The 16,933-nt window shown below is 71.0% G+C and carries 17 protein-coding genes; 2 read left to right on the top strand and 15 right to left on the bottom strand.

Translation table 11 applies throughout. From position 1 onward, the window contains the following. Window positions 1-101: 101 nt before the first annotated feature. Together ACP15J_RS06145 and serS are read right to left on the bottom strand one after the other, a co-directional pair. Entirely contained in the window at window positions 102-917 is an 816-nt protein-coding gene (locus ACP15J_RS06145; RefSeq protein WP_424936136.1) for an HAD family hydrolase, read from the bottom strand. Then, window positions 914-2,215, bottom strand: coding sequence for a serine--tRNA ligase (gene serS, locus ACP15J_RS06140; RefSeq protein ID WP_424936135.1), 1,302 nt, complete (start codon window positions 2,213-2,215; stop codon window positions 914-916). Before serS ends, ACP15J_RS06145 begins: the two co-directional genes overlap by 4 nt. Before the next feature lie 119 nt (window positions 2,216-2,334). Here serS and ACP15J_RS06135 point away from each other — a divergent pair, with 119 nt between their 5' ends. Then, window positions 2,335-3,333 carry a diacylglycerol/lipid kinase family protein gene (locus tag ACP15J_RS06135; RefSeq protein WP_424936134.1) on the top strand — a complete coding sequence of 333 codons (999 nt, stop codon included), beginning with the start codon at window positions 2,335-2,337 and terminating at the stop codon, window positions 3,331-3,333. Between the two features lie 43 nt (window positions 3,334-3,376). On the opposite strand, the gene ACP15J_RS06130 is transcribed toward ACP15J_RS06135, so the two are convergent. From ACP15J_RS06130 to ACP15J_RS06120, 3 genes are all read right to left on the bottom strand, one after another. Continuing rightward, on the bottom strand, window positions 3,377-4,096 hold the full coding sequence (locus tag ACP15J_RS06130; protein WP_424936133.1) for a hypothetical protein: 720 nt from the start codon (window positions 4,094-4,096) through the stop codon (window positions 3,377-3,379). Between the two features lie 60 nt (window positions 4,097-4,156). Next, window positions 4,157-5,617 carry a cardiolipin synthase gene (gene cls / locus ACP15J_RS06125; RefSeq protein WP_424936132.1) on the bottom strand — a complete coding sequence of 487 codons (1,461 nt, stop codon included), beginning with the start codon at window positions 5,615-5,617 and terminating at the stop codon, window positions 4,157-4,159. A gap of 96 nt (window positions 5,618-5,713) precedes the next feature. Then, window positions 5,714-5,890 carry a hypothetical protein gene (locus ACP15J_RS06120; protein WP_424936131.1) on the bottom strand — a complete coding sequence of 59 codons (177 nt, stop codon included), beginning with the start codon at window positions 5,888-5,890 and terminating at the stop codon, window positions 5,714-5,716. Between the two features lie 189 nt (window positions 5,891-6,079). On the opposite strand from ACP15J_RS06120, the gene ACP15J_RS06115 reads away from it, so the two are divergent. After that, window positions 6,080-7,240, top strand: a complete 1,161-nt coding sequence (locus ACP15J_RS06115; protein ID WP_424936130.1) for a DUF4192 family protein — start codon at window positions 6,080-6,082, stop codon at window positions 7,238-7,240. Here ACP15J_RS06115 and lysS read toward each other — a convergent pair. The 10 genes from lysS to ftsH form a co-directional block, all read right to left on the bottom strand. Beyond that, on the bottom strand, window positions 7,233-8,762 hold the full coding sequence (gene lysS / locus ACP15J_RS06110) for a lysine--tRNA ligase (RefSeq protein ID WP_424936129.1): 1,530 nt from the start codon (window positions 8,760-8,762) through the stop codon (window positions 7,233-7,235). The two genes, ACP15J_RS06115 and lysS, sit on opposite strands and share 8 nt — an antisense overlap. A gap of 46 nt (window positions 8,763-8,808) precedes the next feature. After that, window positions 8,809-9,489: a DUF2520 domain-containing protein gene (locus ACP15J_RS06105; protein WP_424936128.1), complete on the bottom strand. Its 681-nt coding sequence runs from the start codon at window positions 9,487-9,489 to the stop codon at window positions 8,809-8,811. Next, on the bottom strand, window positions 9,486-11,306 hold the full coding sequence (locus ACP15J_RS06100) for a PH domain-containing protein (protein ID WP_424936127.1): 1,821 nt from the start codon (window positions 11,304-11,306) through the stop codon (window positions 9,486-9,488). Before ACP15J_RS06100 ends, ACP15J_RS06105 begins: the two co-directional genes overlap by 4 nt. After that, complete coding sequence (locus tag ACP15J_RS06095; RefSeq protein WP_424936126.1) at window positions 11,303-11,908, bottom strand: PH domain-containing protein; 606 nt, start codon at window positions 11,906-11,908, stop codon at window positions 11,303-11,305. The genes ACP15J_RS06100 and ACP15J_RS06095 overlap by 4 nt, the downstream gene beginning before the upstream one ends. Then, complete coding sequence (locus tag ACP15J_RS06090) at window positions 11,874-12,404, bottom strand: DUF3180 domain-containing protein (protein WP_424936125.1); 531 nt, start codon at window positions 12,402-12,404, stop codon at window positions 11,874-11,876. The genes ACP15J_RS06095 and ACP15J_RS06090 overlap by 35 nt, the downstream gene beginning before the upstream one ends. Window positions 12,405-12,411: 7 nt before the next feature. Further along, window positions 12,412-12,984: a 2-amino-4-hydroxy-6-hydroxymethyldihydropteridine diphosphokinase gene (gene folK, locus ACP15J_RS06085; RefSeq protein WP_424936124.1), complete on the bottom strand. Its 573-nt coding sequence runs from the start codon at window positions 12,982-12,984 to the stop codon at window positions 12,412-12,414. Next, on the bottom strand, window positions 12,981-13,361 hold the full coding sequence (gene folB / locus ACP15J_RS06080) for a dihydroneopterin aldolase (RefSeq protein WP_424936123.1): 381 nt from the start codon (window positions 13,359-13,361) through the stop codon (window positions 12,981-12,983). The genes folK and folB overlap by 4 nt, the downstream gene beginning before the upstream one ends. A gap of 81 nt (window positions 13,362-13,442) precedes the next feature. Then, window positions 13,443-14,234 (bottom strand): dihydropteroate synthase, encoded by a 792-nt coding sequence (folP, locus tag ACP15J_RS06075; protein ID WP_424936122.1) that lies wholly within the window; start codon window positions 14,232-14,234, stop codon window positions 13,443-13,445. Further along, window positions 14,231-14,878, bottom strand: a complete 648-nt coding sequence (gene folE, locus ACP15J_RS06070; protein ID WP_424936121.1) for a GTP cyclohydrolase I — start codon at window positions 14,876-14,878, stop codon at window positions 14,231-14,233. Before folE ends, folP begins: the two co-directional genes overlap by 4 nt. A gap of 1 nt (window position 14,879) precedes the next feature. After that, window positions 14,880-16,895 (bottom strand): ATP-dependent zinc metalloprotease FtsH, encoded by a 2,016-nt coding sequence (ftsH, locus tag ACP15J_RS06065; protein WP_424936120.1) that lies wholly within the window; start codon window positions 16,893-16,895, stop codon window positions 14,880-14,882. Window positions 16,896-16,933 lie beyond the last annotated feature (38 nt).

Raw genomic sequence — 16,933 nt, 5'->3', positions numbered from 1 at the left:
TCCGATCAGGCGTCGAGTCTAGCCGACACACTGGCGCGCCCGGGTGAGCGCTGTGACCTCATTGTGACCTGCTCTCCTGGAGAGGGCCTGTAAAGACCCCGTCAACCCGCCGGAGCATCGACCGTCCGGAGCGTGGCGAGCGTCTGCGCCAGCCCGCCCTCGATCACGTCACCGGTCACCTCCCCGGCCGCTGCGCGCACCTCGGCCGGCGCCTGGCCCATCGCCACCGCACGCCCGCCGAGCCGCCGCGCCCAGGCGAACATCCCGAGGTCGTTGCGCCCGTCGCCGGCAACGAGGACGCGATCGCCGTCGTGCCCCCGCGCGGCACGGACCCGTTCGAGGGCCGTGCCCTTGTCCACGCCCTGCGGCGCGATGTCGAGCCACGCCGTCCAGCCGATGGCGTAGGAGACCTCGTTGAGCCCGACCTCCTCGACGAGGCGATGGAAGTCCTCCTCAGCGTGTCCTGGCGAGACCACCACGACGCGCGAGACCTCCTCACGACCGAGCTCGTCGAAGGGAACCTGGCGTCCGCCGTCGAGACTCCAGTCGTCCAGCTCGTCGGTGAAGAGACGCTGCCCGGAGCCGAGCTCGACCATATAGCGGGCCTCCGGCAGCCGATCGCCGAGGAGCCCCAGCACAAGGGAGGGGTCGAAGGTCTCGACGTGCCATCGCTCGTAGCCGTCGACCGTGCGGCGCAGCGTCACGGCTCCGTTGGAGCACACCACGTACTCCGGCCGGAGCCCCAGCTCGTCGAGGTAGGGCGAGGTCGCCATCCAGCTGCGCCCGGTGGCGAGCGTGACCTCGTTGCCGGCGTCGCGCACCCGGGCGACCGCCTCGATCACCCCGGGACTGAACGTCTCGTCCTGGAGGAGGATCGTGCCGTCGATGTCGAGGCCGATGAGCCAGGGGCGGGTCATGCGGCCGGTCCCGGCTCCGCGCCCTCGGGCCGGATCACCTCGAGGCCGCCCAGGTACGGGCGCAGCACCTCGGGGACGCGCACGGAGCCGTCCGCCTGCTGATGCGTCTCCAGGATGGCGACGATCCACCGGGTGGTCGCGATCGTCCCGTTGAGCGTCGCCGCATACTGCGTCTTCGCCGGCTTGCCATCGTCGCTCGCCGGACGGTGACGCACGTCGAGGCGGCGCGCCTGGAACGTAGTGCAGTTCGAGGTCGAGGTGAGCTCGCGGAACGCGTCCTGGGTGGGCACCCAGGCCTCGACGTCGTACTTGCGGGCGGCGGAGGAGCCGAGGTCGCCGGCCGCGGTGTCGATCACGCGATAGGCCAGCCCGAGCGAGGTGAGCATCTCCTCCTGCAGCGCGAGCAGCCTCTCGTGCTCGGCCTCGGCGTCCTCGGCCGCGACGTAGACGAACATCTCCAGCTTGTTGAACTGATGCACGCGGATGATGCCACGGGTGTCCTTGCCGTGGGACCCCGCCTCGCGGCGGTAGCAGGTGGACCAGCCGGCATAGCGCAGCGGACCGCGGGAGAGATCCACGATCTCGTCCTTGTGGTAGCCGGCGAGCGCGACCTCGCTCGTTCCGACGAGGTAGAGGTCGTCGGCCTCGAGCCGGTAGACCTCGTCCGCATGCTCGCCGAGGAAGCCCGTGCCCTGCATGATCTCCGGGCGGACGAGCGTAGGCGTGATCAGCGGGACGAACCCGTGCCGCAGCACGGTGTCGAGCGCCATGTTCATCAGCGCGATCTCCAGGCGGGCGCCGATGCCGCGGAGGAAGTAGAACCGGGCGCCCGAAACCTTGGCGCCGCGCTCCATGTCGATCGCGCCGAGGAGCTCACCGAGCTCCAGGTGATCGCGGGGCGCGAAGTCGAAGGTCGGGATCTCGCCCACCCGACGGAGCTCGACGAAGTCGGCCTCGCCGCCGGCGGGCACGCCGTCGATCACGATGTTCTCGATGCGGGCGAGCGCTGCTGCCGCGGCCTCCCCGGCCTCGTTGGCCGTGTGCTGGGCCTGCTTGACGCGTTCGGCGAGCTCCTTCGCCTGGGCGACGAGAGCGGGCTTGTCGTCCTTGGGAGCGGCGGCGACCTTCTTCCCGAACGCGTTCTGCTCGGCCCGCAGCTCCTCGAACGCGGCGAGCGCGGCGCGTCGGGATCGGTCGGCCTCGATCGCCGCGTCGACGGTCTCCGGCGCGTTTCCGCGCGCGGCCTGGGACTTCCGGACGAGCTCGGGCTCGTCGCGCAGGAGGGCGAGATCGATCACCCGTCCGAGTCTAGTCCGCGGGGTTCCCCTGCCCGCCCGGGCCTTCGTCAGAGCCGCCGGGACCGCACGCAGACCACCTCACGCAGAGACCGACGGGCTGTGAGGCCTAGGCTTACGCCATGAGTGCCGCCGCCCGTCCCCGCCGTCGGGCCGCTCTCATCGTCAACCCGGTCAAGGCCGACGCCCCTCGGCTGCGGGCGCTCGTCGACTCGCTCTCCGCGGCGGCGGGATGGCTCCGCCCGTCGGTCTGGGAGACGAGCATCGAGGACCCAGGCCAGGAGGCGACCCGCCGGGCGCTGGACGACGGCGTGGACGCCGTGCTCGTCGCCGGCGGGGACGGGACCGTGCGCGCGGTGTCGGAGGCCATGGCCGGAACCGGCGTCCCCCTGGCCATCGTCCCGAGCGGGACCGGGAACCTGCTGGCGCGCAACCTCGCACTGCCGCTGGACGACCCGGCCGCCATGGTCCGCGCGGTCTTCGCCGGCGATCTGCTGCCGGTGGACATCGGCTGGGCGGAGATCGCCCGCGCCGACGGGACGAGCAGCGAGCACGCGTTCGTGGTGCTCGCCGGGATCGGCCTCGACGCCGACATGATCGCGAATACCCGGCCCGACTGGAAGAGGTCGGTGGGCTGGGTCGCCTATCTCGACGGGGCGGCCAGATCGCTCGCCAACGCGAAGCCGTTCCGCGTCATCTACTCTGTGGACGACGGCCGCCTGCACCCCACCAAGGCGTACAGCATTCTCTTCGCCAACTGTGGTGCTCTCCCTGCGGGAATCTCGCTGATCCCCGATGCCTCGATCGCCGACGAGCAGCTCGACGTCGCCGTCATCAGACCACGCGGGCCGTTCGGCTGGCTGGCTGTCTGGCGCACCGTATGGTGGCAGAACTCGGTGCTGCGGCGGACGAGGACCGGCCGCTGGATCATCGGTCTCGGCAGCGAGAGCAAGTCCGTGCGATTCGCGCGCGGGGCGGCGGCCGAGGCCGCGGTGGACACCCCGCGCCCGGTCGAGCTCGACGGCGACGAGTTCGGCGAGGGCGTCCGCATCCGGTGCCGGATCGATCCGGGGGCGCTGCACGTCGTGCTTCCCGCGGGTCACGACGTCACGATGCTCTAGATCGGGTCCGGGTCGGCCGAGAGCAAGTCGCCGTGCAGGACGCTCAGCGTCCGACGACGGGAACGGTGCCGTCGAGACCGCCGCCGGTGAGTGTCAACGTGTACCCGGCGGTCTCCGCCGGCACGCGGCCGAGGTCGAGGACGGTCGTCCGCGGCGCCATGTCCCTGGTGCAGACCCGGTCCTCGTCGCGGAAGGTGACCGTGGCGCCGTCCGCCTTCTCGTCGATCCCCTCGACGATCGGTGGACAGGAGGACGACCCCCAGGTGAGCAGGACGATCCCCAGGCTGTCGTACCATCCCGCGCTCGACCGGAACTCGGTGCTCTCGCCGGGCGTCCCCGTGAGCGTCGCGTCTCCGGCGAGGGTCACCTCGGCGTCGACGTCCGCCCCCTTCGCGATGATCGTCAGGTCCTGGGCTGGATCCACACCGGCGGGAAGCGTCACCAGGCTCGCCCTGGGTGCGAGGTCTGCCGTGCACACCGTCTCCGCAGGCGGCTCCTCGATGACCACCGTCACCTCCTGCCCCCGGGCGATCGCGTCGCCCATGACCGGCGGACAGGACGAGGACCCCCAGGTCACGAGCGCGACGGCACGTCCGTCATCCAGCCACGCCGCGGACGGCGCTCCGGACGGATCCGAGGGCGCGGAGGGCACCTCGCTCGGCACCGACGGGACCGGCGTCGATCCGGCCCCGCCGGCGCACCCCGCCAGCGTGAGCGCGACGGCGGCGGACGAGACGAGAAGGGCTCCCCAGCGGCGTGACATGCTCTCAGCGTAGAGGGCGGGCGGGCGCGCGTCTGCCCCCGGGAGACGGGAAGGACCGCGCTACTGGAGTGCGGAGGTGAGCCGGGCGAGGTTGTCGAGCACGGTGGAGCGCAGCGGCTGCTGCTGCCACTCCTCAAGAGTGAGCTCGCGGCTGAGCGAGCGGTACTCGTCCTCGACCGCGCGCATCTCCGTCACGAACTCCTCGCCCCGCACGAGGATCGAGATCTCGAGGTTGAGACCGAACGATCGCATGTCCATGTTGCTGGACCCGATGACGGCGATCTCGTCGTCGATCGTGAGGCTCTTGGTGTGCAGGATGTACGGCCTGCGGTACATCCAGATCCGGACGCCGGCCCGCAGCAACGCCTCGTAGTAGCTCCGCTGGGCGTGGTAGACCATCGCCTGGTCGCCCTCTTCGGAGACGAACAGCTCCACCTCGATCCCGCGATCGCACGCGGCGGTCACGGCCAGCAGCAGCGCCTCGTCCGGAACGAAGTACGGGCTCACGATCATGATCTTCCGCTGCGCGGCGTAGAGCAGCCCGAGAAAGAGACGGAGGTTGTTCTCGACCTCGAACCCGGGGCCCGATGGCACGACCTGGCAGTCCAGGTCGCCGGTCCCTCGCTTGGCCCGCAGGAAGTCGGTCTCGGGCAGCACCTGATCGGTCTCGCTGTACCAGTCCGAGAGGAACACCGCGTTGACGCTCGCGACGACGGGGCCGTCGAGGCGGACCATCAGGTCGACCCAGTGCAGGCCGCGCTTGATGTTCTTGCGGAGGTTGTAGCTCGAGTCGGTGACGTTCTGCGAGCCGACGTAGGCGACCTCGTCGTCGATGACGAGGAGCTTGCGGTGGTTGCGGAGGTCGGGCCGCTGGGTGTCTCCGCGGAGCGGACGGACGGGGAGCATGAGATGCCAGTCCGCCCCCATCGCCTGCAGCCGAGCGATGGTCCTGCGGTAGTTCGGCTTCCAGCGATTGGCCCAGTGGTCCAGCAGCACCCTCACCGGGACGCCTCGGGCGGTGACCTCTTCCAGCGCGCGGAAGAAATTGTCGGTCGAGGCGTCGGCCTGGAGGATGTAGAACTCGACGTGGACGTAGTCCTTCGCCTGCCGGATCTCATCGGCCATCGCGTCGAGCGATTCCTGGTACCGCGAGATCAGGTGGGCGCTGTTGTCTCCGGAAAGCGGCAGAGCTCCCAGGCGCTGGTTCATGCGGACCAGCGCCTGGAACCATTCCGGGGCGTTGGGGCGCAGAGTCCCGAGCTCGAGGTACGCGCTCGTGTCGGCGATGTACTCGTTGATCCGCTCCTGCTTGCGCCGCCGAGCTCGGGGCAGACGCGGGTTGCCGATGAGCAGGAACAGGAAGACGCCGATGATCGGGATGAAGTAGATCGCCAGGAGCCAGGCCATCGCCGCGGTGGGTCGCCGATTGCGCGGGACGACGATGATCGCGGTGACACGGATCGAGATGTCGATCAGCAGGACCAACGCCCCGACCCACCAGGGCCACGCATCGAGAAACATCCCACTCCTGCTGCCGGACTCCTTCCGCCCCTCGGCGGCTTCGTCTCACAGTAGCGGCCACGGCGGACGCCGTCGGCCATTGCGCGATGCGACCGCTCAGGAAGCGCGCGGGGGCAGACCGCGAGCCGCCCGCTCCTCGGCCTCGATGCGCGCGTGCGTGCGCCGCTCGGTGCGATCGGAACGGATGATCCCGCGAAGCACGAAGAAGAAGATCGCGCTCACGACGATGGTCGGCAGGATCGACCACGCCGCAGCCATCCAGAAGTCATCCATCCTCCCATCGTACGCGTCACGCCCCCGGGTCGCCCGTGCCGCCGAGGAGGCATGCTCGGCGGCACGATCCACAGCCCTCGTGGCTCCTCTGGCGCCGTGGTTCCTGCACGGACTCGAGATCCGAACAGTTCTCCACCGATCACGCAGAACCTCGGAATCGCCGACGACGATCCGCGGAGGATGCTCTGCATGACCACGATCCTGCATGCGTCCGGCGCCGCCGAGCTCCTCTCCGCCATCCCCGTGCTCACGGGCTTCGCTCCGCGACGGAGCGTCGTGCTCTTGCCCTTCGCGGGGAGCAGGGCAGGTTCCGCGCTCCGTTTCGACGCGCCGTCGCCGCCGTCGCTCGACTCCGCGGACGTCGAGGCCGTCGCCGCGACCGCTGTCGGTCTCGCCTGCCGCGTGCCGGACACCGATGCGATCGCGATCGCGGTGTTCACCGACGACGCGTTGACACCGGGCGCCGTCCCCGACGGTGCTCTCCCCGGCACTCCGATCGCGGAGCAGATCATCCGCCGTGCGCGCGCCTGTGGGCTGCGGATCGTCGAGGCGCTCTGCGTCGGCGCCGAGGGCTGGGCCGACTATCTCGACCCGCTCGCCGCCGTGAGGGCGAACGATGCTCTGCCGCCGACGCCGGAGGTGCCGGGTCTCGCAGGGATCGGCGCCGATCAGCGCAGCGGGGCGTACCTCCCCTCCGCCGATCGGGCCGAGAGGCACCAGGTCGCCCAGGCGCTGCGCGAGCTCGAGAGGGCGGTCGACGCCGGCCCGCCTCGCGCGGGCGGCAGACGTGGTGCGAAGGTGGATCCTCGCGCCTTCGCGGCGATGCTCTCGCTCGACGATCTTCCTGCGGTCCTCGACGATGCGCTGGAGACGCCGGAAAGCCGCCCGCCCTTCGTCTCTGCGACGTTGATCTGGGTGCTCGCCCGCCCGGTCTTCCGCGACGTCGCCCTCGTCCAGTGGACGCGGGGCGGCGAAGCGGGCTCCGTCGCCCTCGACGCCCAGCTCGCCGTGTCCGCAGGCCGCGCACCGATCTCCGCCAGCCTGGGAGACGTCTTCCTGGGCCGAGGGCCACGGCCGGATCCCGATCGGCTGGGCATCGCTCTCCTGCTGACACGCAACCTGGCGGCGCTGGCCCCGCGCGCGACGCGCCCCGGCGTCCTGGCGACCGCGGCCTGGCTGGCCTGGGCGCTCGGGCGTTCGACGCACACGGCGCACTACCTGGATCTCGCGGCGGCGATCGATCCGGAGCACTCCCTCTGCCGCATCCTCCGGGCAACGATCGACGCCGGGATCCTGCCGGAATGGGCGTTTCAGCGTGCGGGGACGAACGAAGCCGGGAGCCCTACTTGACCAGAGGGAAGAGGATCGTCTCGCGGATGCCCAGACCGGTCACGGCCATGAGCAGGCGGTCGATGCCCATGCCCATGCCCCCCGTCGGCGGCATGCCGTGCTCGAGGGCACGAAGGAACTCCTCGTCCACCGACATCGCCTCGACGTCACCGCGAGCAGCGAGCTTCGCCTGTTCCACGAAGCGCTCCCGCTGGATCACCGGGTCGACGAGCTCCGAGTACCCGGTGGCGAGCTCGAAACCGCGCACGTACAGATCCCACTTCTCGACAACGCCGGGGATCGAGCGATGCTCGCGCACGAGCGGGGAGGTGTCGACGGGGAAGTCCATCACGAAGGTCGGACGCTCGAGCCCGCCCTTGACGAAGTGCTCCCAGAGCTCCTCGATGAGCTTGCCGTGCGTCGCCTGCGGCGGGACCTCGACACCGTTCGCCTCGGCGAACGCGACGAGCTCCTCGATCGGATCGGCAGGGGTGAAGGACCGTCCCGCCGCTGCCGACAGGGAGTCGTACATCGAGATGCGCGCCCACTCGCCGCCGAGGTCGTACTCGGTGCCGTCGGCCCAGGTCACCGTCGTCGACCCTGCGACGGCGACAGCCGCGTTCTGCACCAGCTCCTGCGTGAGATCCGCGATGCCGTTGTAGTCGCTGTATGCCTGATATGCCTCCAGCATCGCGAACTCCGGGCTGTGCGTGGAGTCCGCGCCCTCGTTGCGGAAGTTGCGGTTGATCTCGAACACGCGGTCGATGCCGCCGACCACTGCGCGCTTGAGGTAGAGCTCCGGCGCGATGCGCAGATAGAGCTCCGTGTCGAACGCGTTCGAGTGGGTGACGAACGGGCGCGCGGAGGCACCGCCGTGCTGCACCTGCAGCATCGGGGTCTCCACCTCGAGGAAGCCGTGCGCTGTGAACGTCGAGCGGAGGCTCGCGTTCACCGCGGCACGGGCGCGCACGGTCGTTCGGGCCTGCTCGCGCACGATGAGATCGAGGAAGCGGCTGCGGACGCGGCTCTCCTCGTTCAGGTCCCCGTAGACGTTGGGGAGGGGGAGGATCGCCTTGGAGGCGATGGACCAGTCGTCGGCCATGACCGACAGCTCGCCGCGGCGGCTGGAGATCACCTCGCCGTGCACGAAGACGTGGTCGCCCAGGTCGACGAGCTCCTTCCAGGCCGCCAGCGAGTCCTCACCGACGTTCGCGAGCGAGACCATGGCCTGGATCCGCGATCCGTCGCCGGCCTGCAGCGTGGCGAAGCAGAGCTTTCCGGTGTTGCGGCTGAACACCACGCGCCCGGCCACGCCTGCCACGAGGCCGGTCTGGGTGTCGGGCTCCAGCTCGGGGAACATCTCGCGGAGCTGCGGAATCGTGTGGGTGACCGGCACGGCGACCGGGAAGGCGCCCCCGGCAGCGTCCTTCCGGTCGGCAATGAGGCGTTCCCGCTTGGCGAGACGAACAGCGCGCTGCTCGAACGTGTCCTCTGCGGTGGTGTCGGTCTGGTCGGCGGGCGCGGCGTCAGGCGCGTCGGTCATCGGTAGGGCTCCTCGGAAGGTCGCTGTCCAGTCTATCGGCGCGGGCTCAGGCATCCCCGGCCTCGCGCAGTGCTCGCTCGAAGGTCGAGGAGACGAGCGCCGAGAGATATCCGCCTGGGTTCTCCACCCCGATGCCGCGGAGGATCCCCGTCGCCTGCCCGACGATCGACCGGGCGAACTCCGATGCCGTCGCGATCGCTTCCGCGTAGGCGACGCGGTCCTCCTCCGCGATGACCACCGGCTCGCAGCCGAGCTCGACCGCGAGCGCCTGCGCGATCGGCAGGACCATGGGCGGCGCGGTCACCGCCGCATAAGAGCCCTGCAGCTGGCGCAGATCCAGGGTCGTCCCGGTGAAGGTGATCGCGGGATGGACGGCCAAGGGGATCGCGCCACGGCCGGCCGCGGGGTCCAGCACCGCGGCGCCGAGCCCCGGGTCCGTATGCAGGACGAGCTGCCCCGGCTGCCACGCCTCGACCTCGGCAAGGCCCGAGACCAGACCGATGATCTCTCCGCGGGGCACGGCGAGGACGACGAGCTGGCTCTCGCGGACGAGCTCGTCCGCGGCGCGAACAGGCACGTCCGGCAGGACCGCGGCGACCCGCTCCGGATCCGACCCGGCGGTGATCCCGGTCAGCGCGTGGCCGGCGCCCGCCAGGGCGGCCCCCACCACCGGCCCGACGCGCCCGGCGCCGACGATGCCGACGCCGAGTCGACCGGGACGCGTCACGGGCCCTCCGATCTCTCGTTCAGCGCCGCCGGAGGGGCAGGAGGAGGAGCCATCGGAGCGTCCGGCACGACGGCCGGTGCGACGGCGGTCCCGGACGCCTCCGCCGGAGCGTCTGAGGCGTTCGCCGCCCTCTCCGCCCATCGGTGTCCGCGATCGGTCGCGACCGCCCGGGCCGCCACGGCGGTGACCTCGTCGAGCAGAGCCACCATCGCGTCGCGGTCGATGCCGGCGATGTCGCCGGTCACCGGGCCGGTGACCGTGTGCGCCCTGCCCCCGCTCACCCGCTGCAGCCGATCGATCGGCCCCTGCTCGAGCGAGAATCCCTGCAGCCGCGCGAGCGGGAACAGCGCGAGCTTGCGCCATATGCGGCCCCGGCGGAGCAGCAGCGCGAAGTCGGTGAGGGCGACCCCATGCCGTCGCCACGAGAACGGGCGGCGCCACCACGCCCGCGCGGGGATCGTACGGTAGGGGTCCTCGGCCTGCGGCCCGAGGATCCCGTGCTCCCAGACGAGCGGCATGATCTCCTGCGGAAGGTCGGGGAGGATGAGCGCGAGCACACGCTCCACGTCCGCCTTCACGCCGACGGGGAGGACGATGTTGAACTGCTGCGCCGTGCTCGACTGCTGCTGCGCGGCGCTCTTTCCCGACATCCGGTTGATCCGGATCGTCCACCAGCCGAACGGACGCCAGAGCAGGGACTGCACCACCTCGACCGCGAAGATCCGGCCGGGCGGGATGGTCTCGGTCACCGTGGTGAGCAGGCCGAACGTGATGCGCACGCCGTCCGCGGTCGGGGCGATCGAGTACCGCAGCGAACGGGCGATCTGCGCCCAGGTGATGGCGACCGCGGCTCCGATCAGCGGCACGCCGGTCACGAGCCCGATGCCGAGCAGGACGACCAGCGCATCCGGTCCCTCGTTGGCGAGCACGGTGGGCACGACGAACGCCATCACGATCCCGAAGAGCACCGCGAAGAAGGCGAGCCAGAGCAGGCCCGACAGCAACTGCGCACCGACCAGCCGGCCGGTCGGGATGCGGACGACGCTCTCCGGCGCGACGTCCTCGAGGTCCACGCCCGCGATCATGCCGGTGACGCCTCGGCTCATCGAGTCCGCCAGCTGAGCACGCGCCGAGGCCCGAGCGGCCGCGGACGCCTCCGGTCCCCCCGCTCTGGCCGCCTCGCGCACCTGGCGCGCGCCAGAGGCGAGACGGAGGATGTCGAGGCGCACGGCCTCGGCCTTGGGAGTGGAGAGGTACTCGAGCGCCACATTGGCGTCGGTCCCCGCGCCGACGACCTCGAGCTTCGCCATCCCGATGAGGCGAGCGGGGAACGGCCGGGTGAGGTTCACGCCCTGCACACGGTCCAGCGGCGCACGACGCTGCGAGCGGAACACGATTCCCTTGCGCACCTCGACGTGGTCGCCCGTGATGCGGAACTGATGGAATCGCCACACCAGCCAGAACGCAAGGCACAGGACGAGCAGCACCCCGAGGATCACGAGCAGCGCGACGAGGATCAGGTTGTTCGAGAGCACCCAGTCCACCGGATCGCCGGCGCCGGGGAGGCGCGGCGCCTGCGGCGTGAACAGGTGGATCGCCCAGGTGATGATCTTGTCGCGGAGGTTCGCGACCACGATGCCGAGGAGCACCACGAGCACCAGCCCGCCCTTGAAGAGCGGGGTGAGGGGATGCATCCGGTGCCACTCGCCGTCGGCGAGCGAGGAGGACCCGCCTTCGGGAAGACCCTCGGCGACGGGCAGGCCGGTCGGCGACGGCATGCTGTCGCCGCCGGGCACGGGAGGCAGCGGCAGCGTCACAGTCCGGTCCGTCGTGTCTCGGCGACCTCGATGAGCGTGTCCCGCAGGACCTCGGCGGCGGCCTGGTTCATCCCCGGGATCTCCACGCCCGTGGTCGCGGCGGCCGTGACCATCTTCAGCTTCGCCACGCCGAACGCGCGGTCGAGCGGTCCGTGCGTGATGTCGACGAGCTGCATGCGGCCGTAGGGGACGGCGATCATGCGCTGCCAGAGGATCCCCTTGCGGAAGACGATGTCGTCCGCGCGCAGCATGTAGCCGATCGCGCGCGCCTGCCGCGGCAGGATCACGAGCGTGACGACGGTGAACAGCGCGAGCACGCCGCCGGGGATCCACGCCCACTGCTGGCGGAGAACGTAGACGAGGACCGGGACCACGATGGCCAGGGCGACGAGGAAGAGCACGTTCTGCAGCACCTGCGACACCACGTACTTCGGGGAGATCTGGTGCCAGACGCCGTCCAGGGCCAGCGCCCCGGCGCCTTGCGGCTCCCGCAGCGTGGTGTAGACGCCCTCGTCGAGGGCTCCGGCCGCCCGCGCGGGGGGCGTGACCGACGGCACGGCCTGGCCGTCACCGTCCGGCGGCAGCTGCGGGGTGTTCGTCATCGTCGTCCTCCATCCCGAGGGACCCGTGTGGCCCGTCGGTGTCGTGCGGTCCGCCGTCCTCGGGCAGCGTGCAGAAGTGTTCGGCGATCAACGCGGCAACGACGAGGACGATTGCTCCGCCCACGGCGGCGATGACAGCCGTGATCGAGCCTAGCGGCGGACCGACGGGGCGCGTGAGGAGGTAGGCCGCGAGGCCTGCGGAGAAGCCGGCCACCATCGCGCCCAGCAGGCTCGACGCCCGCGCGAGCATCGCGATCCGGAAGGCCCGGAACGGATCGACCCTGCCTCGTCCCTCTCCTCTACGCCTCATGCTGCGCCGCACCGGCCACGCGAGGACGAGCACGCCCGCTCCCAGGAGCACGAGCAGGGCCGGCAGCGCTGGCACCGGCGTGAAGGTGGCCCGGCCGGCGACCGTGAGGGCGTGATCCACCAGGAATCCCGCCGCCCCGGCGGCGAGCGCCACGAGCAGCAGCACGACGACGGAGGTACGTCTCATCCGGCCCTCAGCTCTCGTCCCGCACGGTGTCGTCGCTGGCCGCGGCGCCCCGGATCCGGGCGACGAGCGCCGCGACGCTCCCCTGCCCTGCGAGCACGGCGTCCGGATCGACGTCGAGCCAGGGCTCCAGCACGAACAGGCGCTCGGCGGCGCGCGGATGCGGGAGGAGCATGCGCTCGTCATCGCTGCGGAGATCGCCGTACGCGATGAGGTCGAGGTCGAGCGTGCGATCGCCCCAGCGCTCGGCGCGCACCCGCCCGTGCTCCTCCTCGATCGCGTGGAGCATGCCGAGCAGCACCTGCGGGGCGAGGCGTGTGGTCACCAGGGCCACGGCGTTGACGAAGACGGGCGCATCCGGATCGGGCCCGTCTTCCCGGACGGCCACGGTCTCGAACGGCGCGGAGACCCGCACGTCGTCGACGAGGGGGAGGCGCCGGATCGCGGCGACGGCCTCCTCCAGCGTGACCGCGCGGTCACCGAGGTTGGACCCGAGCGCGACCACCGCCCGGACCGGCTCGTGCCCAGGGCGCGGATCAAGGGGCGGCAGGGTGCGACCCGGCTGCGGCGGTCTGACGATCATCGGATGCTCCGATCCCGACGCACCGTGACCGAGACGTCGGAGAAGCTCAGCGGGATGGGCGCGTGCGGCTTGTGCACCGTGACGGCGGTCTCCAGGACCCGCGGGTCCTCCAGGGCCGCCTGGGCGATCCGCTCGGCCAGGGTCTCGATGAGGGCGACCGGCTCGCCGCCGACGATCTCGGCGATGCGCTCGGCGAGCTCGCCGTAGTGCACGGTGTCGGCGACGTCGTCGGAGGCGGCCGCAGGAGCCAGGGGGATCCGCAGCCGCACATCGATCGTGAAGTCCTGGCCGTCGGCCCGCTCGTGATCGTAGACGCCGTGGCGTCCGAACACGGTGAGCCCGGTCAGCACGATCTCATCGCTCGTCTGCTCAGCCATGTCCCTAGCGTACGGCGGGGGTGCGGACTCCGCGCGGCGCGTTCCGCGGCCCTCTCCTCGGCAACGGCCATCGCCCGCGTGTCATCCGTCCCAGGCGGCGAGCACGGCGAGGGCGTCCCGCGTGGCGGCGACGTCGTGCACGCGCACCGCCCAGGCGCCGGCCCGTGCTGCCAGCACGCTGGTCACGGCGGTCGCGGCGTCCCTGCGATCCTCGCCCGCGTCCTCGCCGAGAGCGTCCGTCAGGAACCTCTTGCGGGAGGTGCCCACGAGCACGCGTACGCCCAGCGCAACGACGTCCTCCAGGTCACGCAGCAGATCCCAGTTCTGCGCGGCGGTCTTGGCGAAGCCGATCCCCGGGTCGACGATCACCCGCGACGGCGCGATGCCCGCCGCGGCGGCGGCGGCGATCCGCCCGCCGAGCTCGGTCGCGACCTCTCTGCCGATCCGGGAGTACTCGGCCTGCGCGTACATGTCGGCGGAGGGACCGCGCCAATGTCCCAGCACGACGTCGGCGCCGCTCTCGGCGACCGCGGAGAGCATGTCGGGATCGGCGAGCCCTCCCGACACGTCGTTCACGATGCGCGCGCCCGCATGCACCGCGGCGACCGCCGTCGAGGCGTTCATCGTGTCGATGCTGAGCGGAAGGCCGTCGGCGGCGAGCCGCTCGATCACCGGCAGGACGCGTCTGCGCTCCTCCTCAGGGTCGACCCGTTCGGCGCCCGGCCGCGTGGACTCGCCGCCGACGTCGAGGACCGCCGCACCCTGAGCGCGCAGCAGCCGCGCGTGGGAGAGGGCCGCACCCGGCTCGGCGTAGCGGCCGCCGTCGCTGAACGAGTCGGGGGTGGCGTTGACGATCCCCCAGACCGCAGTCATGCGCCCGGCTCCTCCACCATCGTGACCGGCTCGTGCGCAGGCGCAGAGCCGCTCGCTGCCGCCCCTGCGCCGATCAGCGCGATGAGCTCGGCGCGAGCCGCCGGATCGAGATAGACGCCCCGCGCCGCGATCGTCAGCGTAGAGGCCTCGGGCTGGCGTCCGCCGCGCAGCGTGACGCAGCCGTGACGGGCGTCCAGCACCACGAGCACGCCGCGCGCGTCCAGATGCGTCGCGATCGTGTCTGCCACCTGCTCGCCCAGACGCTCCTGCACCTGCGGCCGCGACGCCAGCGTCTCCACGACGCGGACGAGCGCGCCGAGGCCCACCACCTGCTCGCCGGGGAGATACGCGATGTGCGCGTGTCCGGCGAACGGGAGGAGGTGATGCTCGCACACCGAGCGGAAACGGATGTCGCGCAGCAGGACCGCCCCGGAAGGCACCGTCTCGGGAGCGGGGCCGTGCGAGACGCTGATCGTGTGGGCGAGCGCCGCGGCGGGATCCTCCCCCACGCCGGAGAAGAACTCCGCATAGAGGTCGGCCATCCGCGCCGGTGTCTGGGTCAGCCCCGGACGGTCCGGATTCTCCCCGATCGCCTCCAACAGCTCCCGCGTGAGCGCGGCGATGCGCTCCCGGTCGACGGCCACGTCAGGCCGTCGCCGGGCGCGGGTGCCCGCCGCCGGCGCCGGCCTGCCCTGGCTTGCGCTCTGCGGGCGAGGGCGAGTCGGTCACGACCGTGGCGGCCGCACCCGTCTCCGCCCCGCGCACCGGCATCTCGATCGGAGGGAGCAACGACACCGGGCGGTCCTCGCTGCTCAGCCACTGCGGGCGCTCGGGGAGCTTGCGCACGTCGGTGAAGATCTCGGCGATCTGGTGGTGGTCCAGCGTCTCCTTCTCCAGGAGCTCGCGGGCCAGCCGGTCGAGGATGTCACGGTTGGCGCTCAGCACCTCGTAGGCCTCGTTGTGGGCCTGCTCGATGAGGGCGCGCACCTGGGCGTCCACCGTCTCGGCGATCGACTCGGAGTAGTCGCGACCGCGGTTCATGTCGCGTGCCACGAACATCTCACCCGACCCGGAACCGAGCTTGACCGGGCCGACCTGTGTGGTCATGCCGTATTCGGTGACCATCTTGCGGGCGATGTCGGTCGCCTTCTCGATGTCGTTCGACGCACCGGTGGTGGGATCGTGGAAGACGATCTCCTCCGCGACGCGCCCGCCCATGGCGTAGGTCAGCTGGTCCTGCAGCTCGTTGCGCGTCACGGAGAACTTGTCGTCCACCGGCAGCACCATGGTGTAGCCGAGGGCCTTGCCGCGGGGCAGGATCGTGATCTTGGTGACGGGGTCGGAGTAGTTCATCGCCGCCGCCGCGAGCGCGTGACCGCCCTCGTGGTACGCCGTGATGAGCTTCTCCTTGTCCTTCATCACACGCGTGCGTCGCTGCGGGCCCGCGATCACGCGGTCGATCGCCTCGTCGAGCGCGCGGTTGTCGATGAGCTGCGCGTTCGAGCGCGCGGTGAGGAGGGCCGCCTCGTTGAGGACGTTCGCGAGGTCCGCACCGGTGAAGCCCGGCGTCTTGCGGGCGACGACCTCGAGGTCGACGCCGTTCGCGAGCGGCTTGCCTTTGGCGTGCACCTCGAGGATGCGCTGACGGCCCTTGAGGTCGGGGGCGTCGACGCCGATCTGACGATCGAAGCGGCCGGGGCGCAGCAGCGCGGGGTCGAGGATGTCGGGGCGGTTGGTGGCCGCGATGACGATCACGTTGGCGTTGGGGTCGAAGCCGTCCATCTCGACGAGCATCTGGTTGAGCGTCTGCTCGCGCTCGTCGTTCCCGCCGCCGAGCCCGGCGCCACGATGACGGCCGACCGCGTCGATCTCGTCGATGAAGATGATCGCGGGCGAGTTCTCCTTCGCCTGCGTGAAGAGATCGCGCACGCGCGAGGCGCCGACGCCGACGAACATCTCGACGAAGTCCGATCCGGAGATCGAGTAGAACGGGGCGCCGGCCTCGCCCGCGACGGCGCGCGCGAGGAGCGTCTTACCCGTTCCCGGAGGGCCGTACAGCAGCACACCCTTGGGGATGCGGGCGCCGATGGCCTGGAACTTCGCCGGGTCCTGCAGGAACTCCTTGATCTCGTGGAGCTCTTCGATCGCCTCGTCCGCGCCGGCGACGTCGGCGAAGGTGACCGTGGGAGTCTCCTTGCTCACGAGCTTGGCGCGCGACTTGCCGAACTGCATGATCTTGCCGCCGCCGCCCTGCGCCGACGAGAGCAGCCACCAGAACAGCAGGCCGAGGAGGACCATCGGCAGCAGCAGGGAGAGGAAGCCGTCGAACCAGCTGGGCTTGGGCACCGAGTCGTTGAAGCCGTCCTTGGGCGCGGCGGCGTCGATCGCCTTGACGACCTCGCCCGCGCGAGCGGAGTTGTAATAGAACTGGACGGCGTCGGCACCCTCGTATGCCTTGCTCAGCTTCATGTCGACGCGCTGGTCGCCATCGGTCGTCACGACCTCGGTGACCGTGCCGCCCTTGAGCAGGTCGAGACCCTCCTTGGTGGAGACCTGTTTCGTGGCGCCGAGGCTGGAGATCAGCATGAACCCGCCGATCAGCAGCAGACCGATCAGCAGCACGTAGATCAGCGGATTCCGGGTGACCTTCTTGACATCCATGATCGGATCAGCGTATCGCGGCGCGGCTTTGCCATCGC

Origin of the sequence: Microbacterium sp. S308A+ (assembly GCF_049800815.1) — a bacterium.
In the GTDB taxonomy this organism is placed as follows: Bacteria; Actinomycetota; Actinomycetes; order Actinomycetales; family Microbacteriaceae; genus Microbacterium.
The sequence above is the reverse complement of the archived record's forward strand: the minus strand, read 5'-3'. Positions and strand labels throughout refer to the sequence as shown.

Coding starts and splice junctions, on each gene's coding strand:
- ACP15J_RS06145 (WP_424936136.1), bottom strand. CDS start 917: ATGACCCGCCCCTGGCTCATCGGCCTCGACATCGACGGCACGATCCTC.
- ACP15J_RS06135 (WP_424936134.1), top strand. CDS start 2,335: ATGAGTGCCGCCGCCCGTCCCCGCCGTCGGGCCGCTCTCATCGTCAAC.
- ACP15J_RS06130 (WP_424936133.1), bottom strand. CDS start 4,096: ATGTCACGCCGCTGGGGAGCCCTTCTCGTCTCGTCCGCCGCCGTCGCG.
- cls (WP_424936132.1), bottom strand. CDS start 5,617: ATGTTTCTCGATGCGTGGCCCTGGTGGGTCGGGGCGTTGGTCCTGCTG.
- ACP15J_RS06120 (WP_424936131.1), bottom strand. CDS start 5,890: ATGGATGACTTCTGGATGGCTGCGGCGTGGTCGATCCTGCCGACCATC.
- ACP15J_RS06115 (WP_424936130.1), top strand. CDS start 6,080: ATGACCACGATCCTGCATGCGTCCGGCGCCGCCGAGCTCCTCTCCGCC.
- lysS (WP_424936129.1), bottom strand. CDS start 8,762: ATGACCGACGCGCCTGACGCCGCGCCCGCCGACCAGACCGACACCACC.
- ACP15J_RS06095 (WP_424936126.1), bottom strand. CDS start 11,908: ATGACGAACACCCCGCAGCTGCCGCCGGACGGTGACGGCCAGGCCGTG.
- ACP15J_RS06090 (WP_424936125.1), bottom strand. CDS start 12,404: ATGAGACGTACCTCCGTCGTCGTGCTGCTGCTCGTGGCGCTCGCCGCC.
- folK (WP_424936124.1), bottom strand. CDS start 12,984: ATGATCGTCAGACCGCCGCAGCCGGGTCGCACCCTGCCGCCCCTTGAT.
- folB (WP_424936123.1), bottom strand. CDS start 13,361: ATGGCTGAGCAGACGAGCGATGAGATCGTGCTGACCGGGCTCACCGTG.
- folP (WP_424936122.1), bottom strand. CDS start 14,234: ATGACTGCGGTCTGGGGGATCGTCAACGCCACCCCCGACTCGTTCAGC.
- ftsH (WP_424936120.1), bottom strand. CDS start 16,895: ATGGATGTCAAGAAGGTCACCCGGAATCCGCTGATCTACGTGCTGCTG.